This is a genomic window from Achromobacter aegrifaciens, assembly GCF_902859735.1.
Lineage (GTDB): Bacteria > Pseudomonadota > Gammaproteobacteria > Burkholderiales > Burkholderiaceae_B > Achromobacter > Achromobacter aegrifaciens.
Genome location: NZ_CADIJY010000003.1, coordinates 163,737 through 180,832 on the forward strand (window position 1 = coordinate 163,737; position 17,096 = coordinate 180,832).

General features: G+C 64.3%; 19 protein-coding genes and 3 tRNA genes. 8 read left to right on the forward strand and 14 right to left on the reverse strand.

Translation table 11 applies throughout. From position 1 onward, the window contains the following. Positions 1-12: 12 nt before the first annotated feature. A complete protein-coding gene (gene phaP, locus HV766_RS10725; RefSeq protein ID WP_054449962.1) occupies positions 13-591 on the forward strand; it encodes a TIGR01841 family phasin in 579 nt (192 codons plus the stop codon). A gap of 149 nt (positions 592-740) precedes the next feature. Here the strand turns inward: phaP and HV766_RS10730 are convergent, their stop codons facing one another. The 5 genes from HV766_RS10730 to HV766_RS10750 all read right to left on the reverse strand — a co-directional run bounded on the left by HV766_RS10730 (position 741) and on the right by HV766_RS10750 (position 4,923). Then, positions 741-1,781: a quinone-dependent dihydroorotate dehydrogenase gene (locus tag HV766_RS10730; RefSeq protein WP_175181134.1), complete on the reverse strand. Its 1,041-nt coding sequence runs from the start codon at positions 1,779-1,781 to the stop codon at positions 741-743. A gap of 67 nt (positions 1,782-1,848) precedes the next feature. Continuing rightward, positions 1,849-2,586: an arginyltransferase gene (locus HV766_RS10735; RefSeq protein ID WP_054449966.1), complete on the reverse strand. Its 738-nt coding sequence runs from the start codon at positions 2,584-2,586 to the stop codon at positions 1,849-1,851. A 42-nt stretch (positions 2,587-2,628) separates the two neighbouring features. Beyond that, the gene (gene aat / locus HV766_RS10740; protein ID WP_125471644.1) at positions 2,629-3,402 is read right to left on the reverse strand and encodes a leucyl/phenylalanyl-tRNA--protein transferase; all 774 of its coding nucleotides are present in this window, start codon (positions 3,400-3,402) and stop codon (positions 2,629-2,631) included. Further along, positions 3,399-3,980 (reverse strand): NUDIX hydrolase, encoded by a 582-nt coding sequence (locus HV766_RS10745; RefSeq protein WP_175181135.1) that lies wholly within the window; start codon positions 3,978-3,980, stop codon positions 3,399-3,401. The genes aat and HV766_RS10745 overlap by 4 nt, the downstream gene beginning before the upstream one ends. Before the next feature lie 10 nt (positions 3,981-3,990). Further along, positions 3,991-4,923: a LysR family transcriptional regulator gene (locus HV766_RS10750; protein ID WP_175181136.1), complete on the reverse strand. Its 933-nt coding sequence runs from the start codon at positions 4,921-4,923 to the stop codon at positions 3,991-3,993. A gap of 130 nt (positions 4,924-5,053) precedes the next feature. Here HV766_RS10750 and HV766_RS10755 point away from each other — a divergent pair, with 130 nt between their 5' ends. Together HV766_RS10755 and HV766_RS10760 are read left to right on the forward strand one after the other, a co-directional pair. Beyond that, positions 5,054-5,455, forward strand: coding sequence for a DoxX family protein (locus tag HV766_RS10755; protein ID WP_125471643.1), 402 nt, complete (start codon positions 5,054-5,056; stop codon positions 5,453-5,455). A 97-nt stretch (positions 5,456-5,552) separates the two neighbouring features. After that, positions 5,553-6,017: a nuclear transport factor 2 family protein gene (locus HV766_RS10760; protein ID WP_175181137.1), complete on the forward strand. Its 465-nt coding sequence runs from the start codon at positions 5,553-5,555 to the stop codon at positions 6,015-6,017. A gap of 9 nt (positions 6,018-6,026) precedes the next feature. Here HV766_RS10760 and HV766_RS10765 read toward each other — a convergent pair whose 3' ends face one another. The 3 genes from HV766_RS10765 to HV766_RS10775 all read right to left on the reverse strand — a co-directional run bounded on the left by HV766_RS10765 (position 6,027) and on the right by HV766_RS10775 (position 7,968). Next, on the reverse strand, positions 6,027-6,617 hold the full coding sequence (locus HV766_RS10765) for a DUF2946 family protein (RefSeq protein ID WP_175181138.1): 591 nt from the start codon (positions 6,615-6,617) through the stop codon (positions 6,027-6,029). Between the two features lie 119 nt (positions 6,618-6,736). Further along, entirely contained in the window at positions 6,737-6,943 is a 207-nt protein-coding gene (locus HV766_RS30365) for a hypothetical protein (RefSeq protein ID WP_437340957.1), read from the reverse strand. A gap of 113 nt (positions 6,944-7,056) precedes the next feature. Then, on the reverse strand, positions 7,057-7,968 hold the full coding sequence (locus HV766_RS10775) for a LysR family transcriptional regulator (RefSeq protein ID WP_175181139.1): 912 nt from the start codon (positions 7,966-7,968) through the stop codon (positions 7,057-7,059). A 98-nt stretch (positions 7,969-8,066) separates the two neighbouring features. Between HV766_RS10775 and HV766_RS10780 the strand changes: the two genes are divergently transcribed. Beyond that, on the forward strand, positions 8,067-9,041 hold the full coding sequence (locus tag HV766_RS10780; RefSeq protein WP_175181140.1) for a D-2-hydroxyacid dehydrogenase family protein: 975 nt from the start codon (positions 8,067-8,069) through the stop codon (positions 9,039-9,041). Then, positions 9,038-9,496: a hypothetical protein gene (locus HV766_RS10785; RefSeq protein WP_175181141.1), complete on the forward strand. Its 459-nt coding sequence runs from the start codon at positions 9,038-9,040 to the stop codon at positions 9,494-9,496. The genes HV766_RS10780 and HV766_RS10785 overlap by 4 nt, the downstream gene beginning before the upstream one ends. Positions 9,497-9,596: 100 nt before the next feature. On the opposite strand, the gene HV766_RS10790 is transcribed toward HV766_RS10785, so the two are convergent. From HV766_RS10790 to HV766_RS10800, 3 genes are all read right to left on the reverse strand, one after another. Next, positions 9,597-9,670: transfer RNA gene (locus HV766_RS10790), tRNA-Cys, on the reverse strand. Between the two features lie 55 nt (positions 9,671-9,725). Then, positions 9,726-9,801 (reverse strand) — tRNA-Gly (locus HV766_RS10795). A 150-nt stretch (positions 9,802-9,951) separates the two neighbouring features. After that, positions 9,952-10,590, reverse strand: a complete 639-nt coding sequence (locus HV766_RS10800; RefSeq protein ID WP_175181142.1) for a ProQ/FinO family protein — start codon at positions 10,588-10,590, stop codon at positions 9,952-9,954. A 55-nt stretch (positions 10,591-10,645) separates the two neighbouring features. On the opposite strand from HV766_RS10800, the gene HV766_RS10805 reads away from it, so the two are divergent. Beyond that, the gene (locus HV766_RS10805) at positions 10,646-11,029 is read left to right on the forward strand and encodes a hypothetical protein (RefSeq protein WP_175181143.1); all 384 of its coding nucleotides are present in this window, start codon (positions 10,646-10,648) and stop codon (positions 11,027-11,029) included. On the opposite strand, the gene HV766_RS10810 is transcribed toward HV766_RS10805, so the two are convergent. Continuing rightward, on the reverse strand, positions 11,018-11,653 hold the full coding sequence (locus tag HV766_RS10810) for a hypothetical protein (RefSeq protein WP_125471636.1): 636 nt from the start codon (positions 11,651-11,653) through the stop codon (positions 11,018-11,020). The two genes, HV766_RS10805 and HV766_RS10810, sit on opposite strands and share 12 nt — an antisense overlap. 458 nt (positions 11,654-12,111) lie before the next feature. On the opposite strand from HV766_RS10810, the gene HV766_RS10815 reads away from it, so the two are divergent. After that, complete coding sequence (locus HV766_RS10815; protein ID WP_175159442.1) at positions 12,112-15,066, forward strand: autotransporter family protein; 2,955 nt, start codon at positions 12,112-12,114, stop codon at positions 15,064-15,066. A gap of 172 nt (positions 15,067-15,238) precedes the next feature. Here the strand turns inward: HV766_RS10815 and HV766_RS10820 are convergent, their stop codons facing one another. Beyond that, positions 15,239-15,853, reverse strand: a complete 615-nt coding sequence (locus HV766_RS10820) for a hypothetical protein (RefSeq protein WP_054449988.1) — start codon at positions 15,851-15,853, stop codon at positions 15,239-15,241. 111 nt (positions 15,854-15,964) lie between these two features. Then, positions 15,965-16,040, reverse strand: a tRNA-Gly gene (locus HV766_RS10825). A 321-nt stretch (positions 16,041-16,361) separates the two neighbouring features. Between HV766_RS10825 and HV766_RS10830 the strand changes: the two genes are divergently transcribed. After that, positions 16,362-17,096, forward strand: coding sequence for a succinate dehydrogenase/fumarate reductase iron-sulfur subunit (locus HV766_RS10830; protein ID WP_054449990.1), 735 nt, complete (start codon positions 16,362-16,364; stop codon positions 17,094-17,096).

A 17,096-nucleotide genomic window follows, 5' to 3' on the forward strand; every position in this document is an offset into this window, starting at 1 on the left:
AAGGAGCATTCTATGAGCGCTATCCCGCAACAAGTCCTGGACCGTCAAAAGGCCAGCATCAACACCATCGTGGCCGCCCAGTCGGCCGTGTTCGCCGGCTTCGAAAAGCTGGTCGAGCTGAACCTGAAGGTCGTCAAGGCCACCCTGGACGAAGTCGCCCAGAAGTCGCAGCAAGCCGCTGAAGTCAAGGATCCGCAGGAAGCGGCCGCTTTCGCCTCGGGCCTGCTGCAGCCGGGCGCCGAAAAGGCCATGGCCTACACCAAGCACGTGTACGACATCGTTGCCGGCGTGCAGACCAGCCTGGTCAAGCTGACCGAGGAACAGATCGCCGAAGGCCAGCAGCAGCTGAGCGAAGCCGTCGACCAGTTCTCCAAGAACGCCCCGACCGGCTCCGAAAGCGCCGTTGCCCTGATCAAGTCCTCGCTGGCCACCGCGACCAGCGCCTACGATTCGATGACCAAGGCCGCCAAGCAGGCCGCCGAAGTCGCCGAGTCGAACCTGAATGCCGCCGCCAACGCGACCTTCAAGGCTGCCTCGGATGCCGCCGACGCCGCCACCAAGGTTGCCAGCCGCAGCCGCCGCAGCGCCTAAGTTTTTGGCGCGCAGTGCTGCGCAAACCGCAGTTATGTAGTACTGTTGAGTGACAGAGCAGAGCTGGAATTAGGGCCACCCACCGGGTGGCCCCTTTTTTTGCCTGCTTTTTTCGCTGTACGGCCGGCGGATGCCGGCCGCGTCCGGGCTCAGCGCGCCACGGCGCGCACGCACTCGCCTACCAGCGCCGGGCCGCGGTAGATCAGGCCGGTATAGAGCTGCACGGCGTCGGCGCCCGCATCCATCTTTTCGCGCGCCTGGCGGCCAGACATCACGCCGCCCACGCCGATGATCGCCAGGCTGCCGCCCAGCTTTTCCTTCAGGCGGCGGATGACGGCCAGAGACAGTTCATGCACCGGGGCGCCCGACAGGCCGCCCGCTTCCTCGGCATGCGGTTGGCCGGTGACGGCGTCGCGCGAGAGGGTGGTGTTGGTGGCGATGACGCCGTCGATGCCGTGGCGCGGCAGCGTTTCCGCGATGGAATCGATCTGTTCGTTTGTCAGGTCCGGAGCGATCTTCACCGCCATGGGCACGCGCCGCTGGTGCTGGTCTTCCAGCGCGCGGCGCTTGTCCGCCAGTTGCGCCAGCAGGGCCGACAGTTCGTCGCCGCCTTGCAGCGCGCGCAGGTTCTTGGTGTTGGGCGAGGAAATGTTCACCGTCACGTAGTCGGCATGCGGATACACGCCTTCCAGCCCGATCAGGTAGTCATCCGCGGCGCGCTCGATGGGCGTGTCCGCGTTCTTGCCGATGTTCAGCCCCAGAATGCCGCCTTGCTTGCGCCAGGTGCTGCGCTGCACATTGGCCAGGAAGGCTTCCAGGCCCTGGTTGTTGAAGCCCAGCCGGTTGATCAGCGCATTGGCGCGCGGCAGCCGGAACATGCGCGGCTTGGGGTTGCCGGGCTGCGCGCGCGGGGTCACGGTCCCCACCTCGATGAAGCCGAATCCCAGGTTGCCCAGTGCGTCGATATAGGCGCCGTTCTTGTCCAGGCCCGCGGCCAGCCCGATCGGGTTGGCCAGCTGCAAGCCCATCAGCGTGCTTGGCGCCTTCGGCTGCGCGTGCATGAGCTTGCGGGTGGCACCGCATTCATAGGCGCGTTGCAGGCCCGACAAGGTGACTTCGTGGGCGGTTTCCGCGTCCATGGCGAACAGCGCCGGGCGGGCCAGGGGATAGGCGTGGAAGAGGATAGACATGGGGCGGAATTGTAGAGCGAATTTTGCCGGCCCTGCGCCGCCCCTGGCGCTTCAAAGAAGGGGCGGATCAGGCGGGCGGCAACGCGGGCTGGTCGCCCCACACGCCGTCGACCAGGAACTGGGCTGGATGGAAGCTGGATTTGTAGGACATCTTGCGGCTGTCGGCGATCCAGTAGCCCAGGTACAGCCAGGGCAGGTTCAGCGTGCGGCATTGTTCGATCTGCCACAGGATGCTGTAGGTGCCCAGGCTGCCGGCAATGTCGGGATCGTAGAAGGTGTAGACGGACGACAGGCCGTCGTCCAGCACGTCGATAATGGACACCATGACCAGCTCGCCGGTCTCGTCGCGGAACTCGACCAGGCGGGTGTTGACACGGCTGGTGAGCAGGAATTGCGCATACTGCGTGCGGCTGTCCTCGTCCATGCCGCCGCCCGGATGGCGGCCCTGCTGGTAGCGCGTATAGAGCCGGTAGTGCTCGGGCGACCAGGCCAGCTCCGCCACGAATGACTGCAAACCCTGGTGATCGCGCCAGGCGCGGCGCTGGCTGCGATTGGGCGCGAAGCCCGCCGTATCCACGCGCACCGGGATACAGGCGTGGCAGTTGTCGCAATGGGGCCGGTAGGTGAACAGCCCGCTGCGCCGAAAACCTTGCTCCACCAGTTGCGAATACGTCCCTGCGTTGATCAGATGGCCGGGCGCGGCAACCTGCGACCGTGCCTGGCGACCCGGCAGATAGCTGCAAGGGTAGGGAGCGGTGGCGTAGAACTGCAGGGTGGAGAAAGGGAGTTCTTTGAGCTGGCTCATCGGAGGTCCCGCAATGCGGCAGCAGGCCCGCAAGGGGAGTGGCTACATATTAACGCCGAACCCCGGGCCCGATGCTGTGTCGGGATGCAAGCGGCCAGCGCTGTCCAGCGTGCCCCGCGCCCACGCGACGGCAGGTAGCGCAGTGGCGGTGCGCACATGCTGCAGGAAAGCGGCGCGCGGGATGGGGCGCGCGCCCAGGCTGGCCAGGTGGCGCGTCTGCTGCTGGCAGTCGATGCGTTGCACGCCTTGCGCGGCCAGATAGCGCACCAGATAGGCCAGCGCGATCTTCGAGGCGTTGGGCGCGCGGGTGAACATGGATTCACCGAAGAACATGCGGCCCAGGCTGATGCCGTAGAGGCCGCCGGCCAGTTCGCCGTCAATCCAGGTTTCGATGCTGTGCACGTAGCCGGCCTCGTGCCAGGCGCGATAGGCCTGCTGCATGGCTGCGGTGATCCAGGTGCCGGGCTGGCCGTCACGTGGCGCGGCGCATTGCGCCATCACTTCGGCGAAAGCGGTGTCCACGCGTACCTGCACGCGCGGCGCGGCGCCTTGCTCCTGGCTGGCGATCTGCCGCAACAGCTTGCGCAGCGAATGCGAGGGCGCGAAGTCCTTCACGGCGAGCACCATGCGCGGATCTGGGCTCCACCACAGGATGGGCTCGCCCTCGGAGTACCACGGGAATATGCCGTTGGAATACGCCTCGATCAGCCTGGCCGTGGATAAGTCCGCGCCCGCCGCGAGCAGGCCGTCGGGATCCGCAAGCGCAAACTCCGCGGGCGGAAAAGGGGTGTCGACGGCGAGCCAGGGCAGTTTCAACGGTGCGATTCTAGGGTGTAGTGATGGGGGGGATACACGCCCTGCTTGCGGTCGTCGAAGTAGTGGCGCAGCGTGGTCGCCACGGTGCGGAACGCCAGGTCGTCCCAGGGGATCTCGGACTCGTCGAAAAAACGGGCCTCCAGGCTTTCGGGGCCGGGGTCCAGCGCGTCCGACAGCGCATCGGCCAGGTAGAACACGTGCACCTGATCGATCTGCGGCAGGTCGATGATGGTGTAAAGCTCGCCCAGCTTGATGCGCGCGCCGGATTCTTCCAGTGTTTCGCGGGCGGCGCCCTGCGCCGTGCTCTCGCCCAGCTCCATGAAGCCGGCGGGCAGGGTCCAGGTGTTGTAGCGCGGCTCGATCGCGCGCCGGCATAGTAGGACGCGGTTCTCCCAGACCGGCACCGTGCCGACCACCAGCCTTGGATTCTGGTAGTGGATCGCACCGCAGTGATCGCAGATGTCGCGTTCGCGGTTGTCGCCTTCGGGAACCCGGCGGCTGATGGGCGAGCCGCATTGGCTGCAGAAATGCGAACGGCGCGGCGCGGGGAAGTATTCGAGGGGCGATTTTGCGGTCATGGGTACGATTCTAACGGCTGCGGCGGGGGCTGGCGCGCCGGCCCGGAACGGCTGGGGAGGAGGCGCCGAAGCGGCCTTCCAGATGCTCCACGAAGGATCGTACCTTGGGCGACAGGAAGCGCCGGTGGGGGTAGACGGCGTACATGGAGATGGGGGTATGGGCGTAGTCGGTCAGCAGCGGAATCAGGCGCCCGGCGCGGACGTCGTCGCCCACCAGGAAATCGGGCTGCAAGATGACGCCGTGCCCGGCCAGGGCCGCGGTCCGCAGCACATCGCCGTTATTGGCCCGCAGGGCCGCGTTCACGCGCACCAGATGGGTCACGCCGTCTTTCTCGAAATGCCATTCGTTGCCGGTGCTGGCATAGGCGTAATGCAGGCAGCGGTGCTGCTTCAGTTCCTCGGGCGTCTGCGGCGTGCCATGGCGTTGCAGGTAGTCGGGCGCGGCGCAGACCAGCAACTGCTGCGGCGCCAGCGGCCGCGCGACCAGCGAGGAATCCTGCAGCGGCCCGATGCGCACCGCCACGTCGTAGCCGTCCTCCACCAGGTCCACCACGCGGTCGTTCAGGTCCAGGTCGATGATCACGTCGGGGTAGCGCTGCAGGTACTCGGCTATGGCAGGCCCCAGGTGCAGGATGCCGAACGACACCGGCGCGCTCACCCGCAGCCGGCCGCTGGGCCGTTGGCCCTCGGCCTGCAGCGACAGCTCCAGGTCCGCCACCTCGGCCAGGATGGGCCGCACGCGTTCATAGAAGGCGCGTCCGGCGTCGGTCATGCTCAGCTTGCGCGTGGTGCGGTTCAGGAGGCGCACGCCGTACTTCTGTTCCAGATAGGCGATCTGGCGCGTGACCACGGAACGGGCCTGGCCCATCTTGTCGGCCGCGGCCGCGAATGAGCCCAGTTCCACGACCTTGGCATAGGTCTGCATGGCGGTGTGCGTGTCCAAGATTGTTTCCTATCGGGGAACAATAATTTGCAATTCTGCATGTTTATCTTTGTTTTTGGAATCGCAAGAATAGCGCTCATCAAGAATCTTCCCATCCTGGGCGATTCCCCTACCGCTCTAGGAGAGTGCAATGGTTGATACCCGTACCGCGCCCTATGCCGCGCTGCTGCTGCGCGTGGCGCTCGGAGTCATGTTCCTGGCCCATGGCCTGACCAAGCTGCTGGTGTTCACGCTGCCCGGCACCGCGCAGTTCTTTGCCAAGATCGGCTTCGCCGGCTGGCTGGCATACCCGGTGACGTTTTTCGAGGTCGGCGCCGGCGTGCTGTTGATCCTGGGCGTCGTGCCGCGTTGGGTCGCCGTCATTGCCGTGGTGCAGTTGTTCGTGGCGTCGACGGTGCATTTTCCCAACGGCTGGGGCTTTGGCAATGCGGGCGGAGGCTGGGAATATCCGATCTTCCTGACCGTGGCTGCGGCCGTACTGGCGTTGCTGGGCGACGGCAAGTACGCGCTGGTCAAGAGCGGCCGCGGCTGATCGCTGCGCGCACCAGACTGTCTACCGCCACGGACGTGGCCGACAGGACGGCCGGACCATAGAATGGCCCGGCCGTTTTTCCATTCCGGAGTTCTCCATGTTCTTCTCCAAGCCGTATTTCAAGCGCGCCGCTGCCGCAGCCATGCTGGCCCTGGCGTTGTCTCCCGCCGCCCATGCGTCCGCCGAGCAGGAAGCCGCCAACAAGGCGGCCGTGCTGGCCTTCTACGAAAAGGGCCTGAACCAGAAGGACGCGGATGCCGCCTTGAAGTACGTCGGCGACCGCTATGTGCAGCACAATCCGAATGCGGCGGACGGCCCCGAAGGCTTCCGCAAGTTCATCGCCTTCCTGCGCGACAAGTTTCCGCAGTCACGCAGCGAGATCAAGCGAGTCTTCACCGATGGCGACTACGTGATCCTGCACGTGCATGCGGTGCGCCAGCCCGGCGATCGTGGCAGCGCCATCATCGATATTTTCCGCCTGGAGCAGGGCAAGATCGTGGAACATTGGGACGCGGTGCAGCCCGTTCCCGAGCAGTCCGCCAATTCCAACGGCATGTTCTGAACGCGCCGTTCAGGCGCGGGGATTCGCTTCGAAGCCCAATTCCCGCGCCACATCCTTTTGCGCTATCAGCGCCAGCGGCGCGGCCGCATAGGTTCCGGGCAGGACGGCCTGGACTGCGCCACCGGGCGCAAGATCCGCCAGCGCATCCAGCAGCGGGGCGCCGTCCGCCGTGGCCATCTTCTCCAACAGCGGCTGCAGATCGCGGTCCAGCACGATGCCGGCGCCCAGGGGCGTCATCGCATACAGCTGTCCCGCGTCGTCCAGCTTCCACGTATCGACCGAATCGACCGCGACGTTCGTGTGCGTGAGCAGTCGGCGGCTGTCGTCGCTCAGCCGCAGCACATAGGGCGCGGCGTCCAGCCGCAGGAACACGCGCTGCGGACCATTCTGGAAGAACCAGCAGCCCGCTTCATCGTGTTCGTAATTGCGGTTGATGAATTCCAGGATCTGCGTATTGGTGATGGACTCGCCCGGACCGCCTTCGGCTGATTGCCCTTGCGGATGCAGGCGCCAGCGGCCGCGCGCGTCCAGCGACAGCCAGCCGTATACCGCTGGCACGTCGGGCCAGCGGGCTAGCGCGTCCTTCACCGATTGATCCATGTTCAGGGGCGGATGATGATGGGGGGCGGGTTGATGACAATGGCGGGCGCCGGCATCACGGCCACCGGCTGCGGCACCTGCACATAGCCGTGGCGGTAGTCGTCCCGGCATTTGCGCTTTTACTGGTAGTCGCCATTGCGCTTCCATTTACGCTCGACCTTACAGGCGCCGTCCCAATACTGCTCTTTATACTCGCGCCCGTGGCGATGGCGGTGCTTGTCCGAATCGGCCTGCGCCGCAAGCGGGGCGAGCGTGAGCAATGCCGCCGTGGACAGCGTCAACAACGCGGAGGAGGGGCGGGCTCGAGAGTTCGGAATGGTACGCATAGGGTCCGTCATCAGTTGCAAACGGCGTCACCATAGCAATCATTTGATTGACGGCGCGTAGGGATGCGTAACCAGATGCTGGCAGAAAGCCGCAATCGTACCTGAGCCGCGGTTTACTGCGGCGCGGCAGGGCGCCGCTGCGAGCGTCTTTCGCGCCTTATGAATCCCAAGAGCGCTTCGGCAGCGGGTGAAAGGCTGCTGCCGCGGCGTTGCATCAGCACGAATGCCCGCGACACAGCGGGGCGCACCAAGGGCACCGCCGCCAGCATCGGATAGGCCCCAGGTTGCAGGGCGAGATCGGGAACGATGGCCACGCCCACTCCCGCCGCCACCATGCCCACCGCGGTCGTGCTTCTCTGGACCTCGAAGCGGGCCTGCAAGGCGATGCCCGCGGGCAGTTGATCATCAAGCAGGGGGCGGTTGCTGCTGCCCGCGCCAGGCAGGATCAGCGCTTCGTTCTCCAGCTCGGACCAGGGAACCGCCTTGCGCCGGGCCAGGCGGTGTTCATTTCCGCAAACCAGCACGAAACGGTCGTGCAGGAGTTCCTCGTATTCGATTTCGGGTACGAGTCTGTCCGCGATCCCTATGCCGAACTCGGCGGCGCGGTGCAGCACGGCCTGCTGCACGGCAGCGGAAGAGTGATCCAGCACGCTGACCCGGTTGTCCGGAAATGCCGAGGCATAGGCTTGCAGCACGCGTGGCAGAAAGCGGACGCCCACCGTCGGCACGCAGGCCATGGTCACGTTACCCGCGAGCGCCTGCCGTTGTTCCCGGATCTGCTGCAGAGCGCTTTCCAGTTCACCCAGCAGGCGCCGCGCCTGCGGCAGGAAGCTGCGGCCCACGGTGCTCAGCGAGAGCGTGCGGGTGGTGCGATCGACCAGGCGTACGCCCAGGTGGATTTCCAGGTTCCGGATGCGGCGGCTCAGCGCCGCCTGCGAGAGGAACAGCGACTCGGCGGCCTTGCCGAAACTTTCCCGTTCAGCCAATGCCACAAATGCTTGAACACCCAGGACGTCCAGTTTCATAGATTTTTTGCATCAATGAACGAAATCATTTCATTTTACGAGGGGCCCCGGGCAGCGTAAAAATTGAGCACTCACTCTCACCCAGCGGGGTACCGCAAATGAAGATCGCTATTCTGGACGACTGGTTCGACACTCTCCGTCGCCTTCCTTGCTATGCCCTCTTGCGAGATCACGAGGTCACCGTCTGGACGGATCACGCCGAAGATACCGATGTGCTCGCGCAGCGCCTCGCCGATACGGAAGCGTTGGTCTTGATCCGCGAGCGCACCACCATACGCCGCGAGTTGATCGAAAAGTTGCCCAAGCTGCGCCTGATTAGCCAGCGCAGCGTCTATCCGCATATCGACGTCGCCGCATGCAGCGACCATGGCGTCCTCGTTTGCTCGGACCTGCACGCCGATACGCCCTCTTATGCCGCGGCGGAGCTGACCTGGGCGCTGGTGCTGGCCGCCATGCGCCAATTGCCGCAGCAGGTGGAGTCCATGAGCCAGGGGCGTTGGCAGTGTGGGGTGGGCCACACCGTGCGGGGCAAGACCATGGGCATCTTTGGCTATGGGCGCATCGGTCGAGTGGTTGCGGGCTACGCGCGGGCGTTCGGCATGCGGGTGCTGGTCTGGGCGCGGCCCGAGTCGCTGCAGCGCGCACGCGAGGACGGGCACGAAGTCGCGGCCTCCAAGCAGGAGTTCTTCGCGTCCTGTGACGTGCTGTCGCTGCATATGCGCCTGGTAGCCGCCACCAAGGGCATCGTCAACGCGGCGGACCTCGCGGCCATGAAAGAAGGATCGTTGTTCGTGAACACCAGCCGTGCCGGACTTGTCGAACCTGGCGCATTGGAGCGGGCGCTGCGGGCAGGCCGTCCGGGTATGGCGGCGCTGGATGTCTTCGAGCAGGAGCCATTGACCGATACCGCGAATCCGTTACTGCAGATGCCCAATGTCCTGTGCACGCCTCACATCGGATACGTGACCTATGAGGAATGGGATCTGCAATTCAAGGACGTGTTCAACCAGATTCTTGCCTTTGCGGCAGGCCAGCCCGTGAACATGGTGAATCCGCAGGTGGCGTCGTCATGAACCTGTCCTTGGAACGCCTGGCGAAGCAGCTGGATCTGGCTGCCGCGAACCAGCAACGCCTGCGACTGGCTTTCGGCCTCGCCTGTGCGCAGCGGGTCGAGTATCTGCTCGAAGAACAGGAGGTCGTGGATTGCCTGGCGAGCCTGGGCCGTTATCTGGACGGCGCGATCGACCACGAACAGCTGGAGCAGATTTCCAGGCGGGCTGCGCGCCTGGCGAACCAGCACCAGGGATCGAAATCGTTGGACGGCTGCGGCCATGCCGCGGTGTCCGCGACCTATGCGGTTGCCAGCGCCCTGGCCGGCAAGGCGCTGCGCGCAGCCGAATACGCGGCTTACGCGGCGGTTTACGGACAGGGTGGTTACGGCGCCGTGTCTGATCCCGAAGCGTTCGGGGTGGAGTTCGCCTGGCAGACGAAATGTCTGGAGTCCTTGGCTGCCGGTAGGGTTGAATAGTCCGTATCGATGCTGTGGAACGGCGCCTTGTCGTGCGGAGCCCGGCATCTCGGAAAACAAAAAACCCGCAGATTTTCATCTGCGGGTTTCGGAAAATCGCTGGAGGCGCAAGCCGGAATCGAACCGACGTACACGGATTTGCAATCCGCTGCATAACCACTCTGCCATTGCGCCAGCACTTGCAAGAAAAAAGGAAGCGCGGTGTTGGCCGTTGCTTCCTTTTTGTATTTGGAGCGGGAGACGAGTCTCGAACTCGCGACCTCAACCTTGGCAAGGTTGCGCTCTACCAACTGAGCTACTCCCGCGGGGGTACTGCACTTTGGTGTGTTTTCTGATTTGGTTTTCAGAAAGGCCGTGTCCACCAAAGACAGCGATTATACACAGAATTTCGGGCTTGTGTAGCCTGGCGGGGCGGGGAAGTGAAAAATCCCCGCTCGCCGGGCCAAACAGTGTCCTCAGGGCGTATCGCTCGATGCCGGCGTCGTGACGGCCGCGGCTTCGGGGGCGGCTTCAGGCGCGGGGGCGTCAGCCGGGGCGTCAGCGGATGCGGCAGCCGGCGCGGCGGCCTTTTTCGCGGGACGAGCCTTGCCGGCCGGCCGGCGCGAAGCCTGGCGGCGCGCGTACGCGGCTTGTTCCGCCGTTACCGTGCCTGCGGGCTGGCCTTGCAGGTCGACGCGAGTGGCGTCCGCGACCATGCTGCTCCAGTAGCGGCTGCCCTTGCACCAGGTGGCGATGGCTTGTTTGAGCTGTTCTTCCGTCATGCCCAGCTTCTCGAGATGCTGGGCCGCGTCGGCCAGGATGCCTTGCTTGAGCGGCAGCTTGGGCGCGGGATTCTTGGGGAAAGCCTGCGGAAAGTGCTTTTGCAGGCGCCAGATGGCCTCGACCGCGGGGTCGACGGGCTCGCGTTTTTGCTGCGCGCGGGCGGCAGCCTTCGCTTGACCCGACTCGCGCTTTTGCTGCGGCCGCGCCGTAGGCTTCGCTTGATCAGGCTCCCGCTTCTTTGTCCGGCCTGCCGCCTTCGGTTGGACCGGCACCGCCTTTTGAGCCTGTGCCCGCAGCTGCTCGCGCAGGTCGGCAAGTTTTTCAAAACCCATTGTTATTTCCAAGACCTCAGATTTGTTCAGGCTGAAGGTTACCGCATGTGCGCGAATGCAGCACAGCCTGGGCGTTACGCGTGTGGCGCCGACGCCATGGCCGCAGGCGTCGGCGGATGCCGGTTTGCCGGCGGATCAGCGTTTGGAAGACGGGCAGGCGGGCTGGCCGGGCACCTGTATGTTTCCCTCGGTTTGCGGCGGGCCGGACCAGGCTGAGTCCGATCGGCGCGACGTCGATGATCTTGCGGTTCAGCGCGAGGCTGTCGATGAGCGCTGTCTGATGCCGTATCGCGGGCGAAACCAGCGTTTCCCTGATGTGGCGTACGCCCAGCTGGCGCCTTGGAAGCTGAAGGAGTCGCGGGCCAACCTTGCCGAGATCGAGCCGGTTGCGGAAGGAGAGGGGCCGCCGTGCAAGGCGACCCGGCTGTCATTGTCGTAAAGCGCATAGCTTGCGCCGTCGCTGGCGTGTTCCGCTGTGATGACGGAGGCGATGTCGTCGACTTCGAGTCCTACCCAGGTCTGCTCGTTGCCAGCCCCTTCGAGCGGCGTATACAGAAACAGATAATCGGTGGCGTCCGCTGTGGTGTCCGCCTAGCCGCGTGTCGTCCACCGCCAGGCGCGTCGAGCCGGGGCCTGCCAGCGTCGTGTAGACGATGCGCGCGTTGGCGGCGGCTACGTCCGCCCGGTTGCGGCGGGTAAGAATCAGCGCCCAATCGTAGGAGTCCGCCCCGTTCATCAGCGGGATGACGTTGACCTGTCCGGTCTGGCCGAAGGTCCTGGGCGTGTGCTGGGCTGGCATGCGGTCGGTGTTGCGCACTGACGAGGAGGCCACTGCCCGGAGCAGCGTTTCGCGCTGATCGAAGAATATCTGCGCGCGGTCAGCGGCGGCATTCATGCGGCGGCGGTAGCTGGAGACCTCGTCACTGAACGACCAGTACATCGACAGCATCGTGCCGATGAGTATGCATGCCTGCAGTGCCATGGCGAGCAGATGCAGCAGGATCATCGGCAATCTGGCGGTTGCCGGCGTGTATCCGTCGGGGAGGCTGGGGGCGGCCATCATGCCAGCGATGGTATGGGCCGGGCCGGGCTTCACGGATAAGAAAATTCTGGAAGCGCGATGGCGCCGGAGGCCTCGTTCCCATACGGCTATGTCAATTTGTTTCCCGATTGCCTCGGAAATCGGGAAATAGTGCGCCAGTTGTGTCGGCGTGGATGGTATCCGACAAGAAAATTTAAATAAATCGGATATTGGTCATTTTATTTATTTTCTACGTGCGGATGGTATCCATATTCAAATTCTGCGATTTTGGATGGTATCCAAGATACTGAATTAATTAATAAAGATGGTATCTATTCATTAATTTTAGATATTGAAAAAAAAGGGGTATAAATTGCCTCCTTTTTTCGCGAAAACTTGTTTCGGCCATTAGGTTTACCCGGTTACTTAATAATACTTTTATAGCGATCCGGTAATGCCTTGGATATCAGATTTATTAATCGACATATGGAGGATTTACGTTGATACACGACACGAAGAAATGGCTGACGGCGACGCTCGCGCTGAGCGCGTCCTACTGCGGTGGCGTTACGGCTGCGGACCTGACGGTTACGTCGGGCAATACGCAGGTGTTCGACGGCTCGGCCAATTTCCCCGGCGGGGTGGATGTCAACGGCGGCACGCTGGTGATCGGCGGCAATGGCGGCGGCTCGGGCGTTACGTTGGGCGGTAACGTCAATGCGAACTCGAACGGCACCGTCGCGGGCTTTGGCTCGATCAATGGCGACCTCAACGTGTCCGGCGCGCGCGTGGCGCCCGGCTATGAAGTCGGCACGCCCACTGGCGTCTCCAACGGCAATCTGGTCGTCAACGGCAACCTGTCGATGAACAATGCCGTGTTCAATTTCGAGACCGGCTACGCGGGGCTGCCGATTACGCAACCCGGCACCGGCGACAACATTACCGTGCGCGGCGATGCCGCCATCAACAACACCACGCTGAACGTCACGGTCAACACCCTGGGCGTCAATGCCGGCTACTACCGGATCCTGTCCTACGGCGGCAATCTGAGCGGCAACGGCCTGACGCTGGGTTCGGTCTCGGGTGATTCCGCCCCTGCCGCGACCATCCAGAACCTGACTGGCGACAAGCAGATCAACCTCATCCTGGGGCCGAGCACGACCAATCTGTGGAACGGCAACGGCGCGGCATCTGCAACCCGCTCGGGCGGCGGCAACGGCACCTGGAGCGCGGCCAGCACCAACTGGAACAGCCCGAGCAATGCCACGGGCGCTCTGCCCGACGGCGGCTATGCGATTTTCACGGGCGCAGCCGGCACGGTGACCGTGGACGGCAGCGCCGGGCCGGTGCGCGTGTCGGGCATCCAGTTCGCCACCGACCGCTATCGCCTGCAAGGCGCTCCCATCACCCTGGTCGGCAGCGGTGGCAACCCGCCCGCGATCGTGGTCGGTGACGGCACCTATGCTTCGGGCCAATTCGTCGACACCATCGACAACCCGCTGCAAGGCACGCAGGGCTTCGTCAAGACCGGCCCGGGATCGGTGATCCTGACCGCGGACAGCAGCGGCCTCACGGGCCCCATCCTGATCGCCGACGGCGCCCTGGAAATCGACGGCAAGCTGAACGGCCCGATGGACATCGGCCGCGAAGTCGTGCTGGCGGGCGTGGGCCAGGTAGGCACCACCAACCTCTATCCCACCGCGGTCATTTCTCCGGGCAATGACGGCACGCCCATGGGCACGCTCACCGTCAACGGCAACCTGACCTTTGGCCAGAACACCATCTACCGCGTGCATGCCGACCCGGCCAGCAGCCTCAGCGACCGCATCCACGTCACCGGCGTCGCCTACCTCGACGGCACCGTGGCGCATGTGGGGCCAGACGGCAACTACGCGCCGCGCACGACCTACAACATCCTGACGGCCGATGGAGGCATCCAGGGCCAGTTCACCGGCGCTTCGAGCGGATACGCGTTCCTGACGCCCACGCTCAGCTACGACCCGAAGAATGCGTACATGACCCTGACGCGCAACGACGTGCCGATCGGCAGCATCGGCGGCTCGGGCAACGAGAGCAACGTGGGTGGCGCGCTGGACCAGGAAGAGCCGCCCGCGACGGGCAACGGTTCGTCCTCGAACGGCAACGGCTCGACGTCGACGGGCAATGGCTCGTCTTCTGCCGGCAATGGTTCGACGTCGACGGGCAACGGTTCGTCTTCGGCTGGCAACGGTTCGACGTCGACGGGGAATGGTTCGTCTTCGACCGGCAACGGCTCGACATCGACCGGCAACGGTTCGTCCACAGCCGGCAACGAAACGCCCCCCGCCGGTAGCGGGTCCTCCCTGGTCGACAGCGGCGTCGCCGCGGGCAAGAACACCGGCGCCAGCCAGGTGGCGGCGGCCGTGCTCGCCATGACGCCGAACGAAGCGCGTTCGGCCCTGAAGATGCTGTCGGGCGAAGCCTACGCCAGCACCGCCAGCGTGCTGCTGAGCCAGGGCGACACCGTGCGCACGCTGCCGCTGTCGCATCTGCGCGGCAATCTCGACGCGCCGGTGCTTGCCGGACGGCCCACGGCCCAACTGGGCGCGCCGTCGTCCGACGCCATGCCGCAAAGCGGCGCCTCGCCGGTTTGGGCGCAAGCGTTCGGCAACTGGAGCAAGTTCGGCAGCGACGGCAACGCGTCCAGCGTGAGCCAATCGTCGGGCGGCCTCTTCGTCGGCGGCGATGGCGCGGTCGGCGGCGGCTGGCGCCTGGGCGCTGCGGTCGGCTACATCGGCAGCCACAACTCGATCGACGACGCGTCCTCGCGTACCAATGTGGACAGCTACACGGCCACCTTGTTCGGCGGACGGAACTTCCAGGCCGGCCCTGGTCACGTCCGGTTCATGGCCGGCGCGGCCTACACCTGGCATGACATCGACGCAAAGCGCGACGTGGCAGCCGGCAGCCTGAACCAGCGCCTCGAGTCGTCCTACCACGCCTCGTCGACGCAGGTGTTCACCGAACTCGGCTACAACCTGCCGCTGGGCGATGCCTACACCATCGAACCCTTCGCCGGGCTGGCATGGAACCAACTGCGCACGCGCGGCTTCGAGGAATCGGGCGGCACGGCGGCCCTGCACGGGTCCAGCAATTCCGATGACGTGACCAGCACCACGCTGGGACTGCGCGGCGGCTGGGAGTTCGGCTCTGACCGCACGCCGGGCCGTCTGACCGCGTCGCTGGGCTGGCGCCATGCCATGGGCGATGTCAAGCCCAAGCAACAGCTGGCCTTCGAAGGCGGCAGCACGTTCTCGGTGACGGGCGTGCCGATCGCCCGCGACGCCGCGGTGTTGGGCCTGGGCGCAGAAATGGCGATCACGCGCAACACGACGGCCGGCATTGCGTATGACGCGCAGTTCGGCGGCGGCAACCGCCAGCAATCGGGCGTACTCAAGCTGGCTGTGCGCTTCTGATTGGACGCCGCACAGGCACAACAGGCATCGCGATTGCGGCGCCCGTTGTGCCTGTGCGGGTTGGAATCCAGGCCAAATGAAAAGGGGCGAATCGAAAGATTCGCCCCTTTTTCCAGGACTTGCTCAAGAATGCGCGCTGAGCGAGGCCAGGGCGGACGAGACGCAGTTGGTCCTAGCGCTTATCGGCCCCTTGCCATCGCAGATAAGCCGAGCGGGTAACAGCAGACACTGAATCGAGGACTTTCCGGTGATCGACCTGATGCCGCAGCATCAGCCGTGCATCGGCCACGGCGCGGGATTTGCAGAACCAATGGCAACTGTGCTGCAGCAGATACAGCTCTGCCGAGAGGTGGTACGCGCGTTCTCTTGCATCCCAGTGGCTCTCGTTGTCCACGACATGGCGCAAGCCGGATGCATGGATGTACAGCAGTTCACGAAAATCCCGTGTCCTTGCAGGAAGAAAGCGCTCGATGTATGGCACGCAGAACGAGAGCGTGCTCACACGGGTAGCCTGCGGACTTTCCTTTTGCATGGCGTCGGCCAGCGACCGTACTTGTGCCGCCACGGCGCGTTCGGTCTGAGCGAAGGTTTCCAGCACCTGTAGCTGGCGTGTTTCGGCGTCTTCGCGGATGGCGCGTGTGTAGCCTTGCGTCAGGGTTTCCATGTGGCGCTCAAGCTGCAAACCGCCCAGATGACGGCCCAGCAGCGCGATGCGGGCGCGCTGGTAGCGCACGCGCAGCACCTGCCATGCAGCGACAAGCACCAGCAGGATCAATGCGGTATCCATTGCCCGTGTTCCTTCATTTTTCAAGCGGCGCAAACCGCAATGAAAAAAGGGCCCGTAGGCCCTTTCTCAAGGATTTTCAGAATTCCGAGAAGGAAGCTGGAAATCAAAATTTGGAGCGGGAGACGAGTCTCGAACTCGCGACCTCAACCTTGGCAAGGTTGCGCTCTACCAACTGAGCTACTCCCGCAATTTCTTGTCTGGAGCCAGCCCCAACTGGGCGGTTCCTGACAAGCGAGGCGGAAGTATACCCAATTTTTCCAAAGATGCACGCTGGCCGCGGAATGCCGCGATGCGGGCCCTCGAAGCGGCGCGCTGACGCTGCTTCGGCGCCCCGGTGGTCGCCATTGATTGAACATGCGGCGGCGCGGCATGCGCCGGATCGCCAGTCCGGCGCTATGAAAACTGGCAAATTATCTTCAAAAAATATCAACCAAATCCATATTGCTTCACTCATACGCGAGATTCAGAATTCTGTTCATGGGCGCAGCCTGTCGCCCGAGGGCGGAAAATGGATACCAAGAACTCCACGAATCAGAGACAACTCACGGTCCGCATTTCCCGGGGAACCGAGGACGGGGCCTACTCCACGTACTCGGTCCCCTGGCGCGAAAACCAGACGGTCCTGGATGTGGTGACCGAAGTCCAGCGCACGCAGGAGCCCAGCCTCTCGTATCGCTACGCCTGTCGCGTCGGCGTGTGCGGGTCCTGTGCCATGACGGTCAATGGCAAGCCGCGCTGGACCTGTCGCACGCATGTGAGCCGCGTCGAGGAAGGCGGCGTGATCGTGATCGAGCCAATGCGCAATATGCCGCGGATCAAGGATCTCGTCGTCGATATGAGCGAGTTCTTCCAGAAGTGGGCGCGCGCCGGGAACACCTTCGTCGGCACAGCCACACGCAACGATCCGCCGGCGTTGGTGTCGCCGCAGAGCAAGAAGCGCAAGCAGGCCGACGCGGCCATCGAATGCATCAATTGCGGCGTGTGCTACGCGGCCTGTGACGTGGTGTCCTGGGACAAGGACTATCTTGGCCCGGCCGCCCTGAACCGCGCATGGACGCTGTACAACGACGAACGACACGCCGACCCCAAGGACGTGCTGCGCAAGGCCACCTCCGGCAGCGGCTGCAATTCCTGCCACTCCCAGGGCAGCTGCATGAAGCACTGTCCGGTAAGCCTCAGCCCCACCGGCAGCATTGCCGGATTGAAGCGCAGCGCCATCTTCAGCCTGCTCAAGGGAGGCTGA

Coding starts and splice junctions, on each gene's coding strand:
- HV766_RS10745 (WP_175181135.1), bottom strand. CDS start 3,980: ATGACCGCAAAATCGCCCCTCGAATACTTCCCCGCGCCGCGCCGTTCG.
- HV766_RS10830 (WP_054449990.1), top strand. CDS start 16,362: ATGGATACCAAGAACTCCACGAATCAGAGACAACTCACGGTCCGCATT.
- HV766_RS10730 (WP_175181134.1), bottom strand. CDS start 1,781: ATGTCTATCCTCTTCCACGCCTATCCCCTGGCCCGCCCGGCGCTGTTC.
- HV766_RS10765 (WP_175181138.1), bottom strand. CDS start 6,617: ATGGATCAATCGGTGAAGGACGCGCTAGCCCGCTGGCCCGACGTGCCA.
- HV766_RS10820 (WP_054449988.1), bottom strand. CDS start 15,853: ATGGATACCGCATTGATCCTGCTGGTGCTTGTCGCTGCATGGCAGGTG.
- HV766_RS10800 (WP_175181142.1), bottom strand. CDS start 10,590: ATGGGTTTTGAAAAACTTGCCGACCTGCGCGAGCAGCTGCGGGCACAG.
- HV766_RS10755 (WP_125471643.1), top strand. CDS start 5,054: ATGGTTGATACCCGTACCGCGCCCTATGCCGCGCTGCTGCTGCGCGTG.
- HV766_RS10785 (WP_175181141.1), top strand. CDS start 9,038: ATGAACCTGTCCTTGGAACGCCTGGCGAAGCAGCTGGATCTGGCTGCC.
- HV766_RS10735 (WP_054449966.1), bottom strand. CDS start 2,586: ATGAGCCAGCTCAAAGAACTCCCTTTCTCCACCCTGCAGTTCTACGCC.
- HV766_RS10810 (WP_125471636.1), bottom strand. CDS start 11,653: ATGATGGCCGCCCCCAGCCTCCCCGACGGATACACGCCGGCAACCGCC.
- HV766_RS10775 (WP_175181139.1), bottom strand. CDS start 7,968: ATGAAACTGGACGTCCTGGGTGTTCAAGCATTTGTGGCATTGGCTGAA.
- HV766_RS10805 (WP_175181143.1), top strand. CDS start 10,646: ATGCAGCACAGCCTGGGCGTTACGCGTGTGGCGCCGACGCCATGGCCG.
- phaP (WP_054449962.1), top strand. CDS start 13: ATGAGCGCTATCCCGCAACAAGTCCTGGACCGTCAAAAGGCCAGCATC.
- HV766_RS10780 (WP_175181140.1), top strand. CDS start 8,067: ATGAAGATCGCTATTCTGGACGACTGGTTCGACACTCTCCGTCGCCTT.
- HV766_RS30365 (WP_437340957.1), bottom strand. CDS start 6,943: ATGCGTACCATTCCGAACTCTCGAGCCCGCCCCTCCTCCGCGTTGTTG.
- HV766_RS10760 (WP_175181137.1), top strand. CDS start 5,553: ATGTTCTTCTCCAAGCCGTATTTCAAGCGCGCCGCTGCCGCAGCCATG.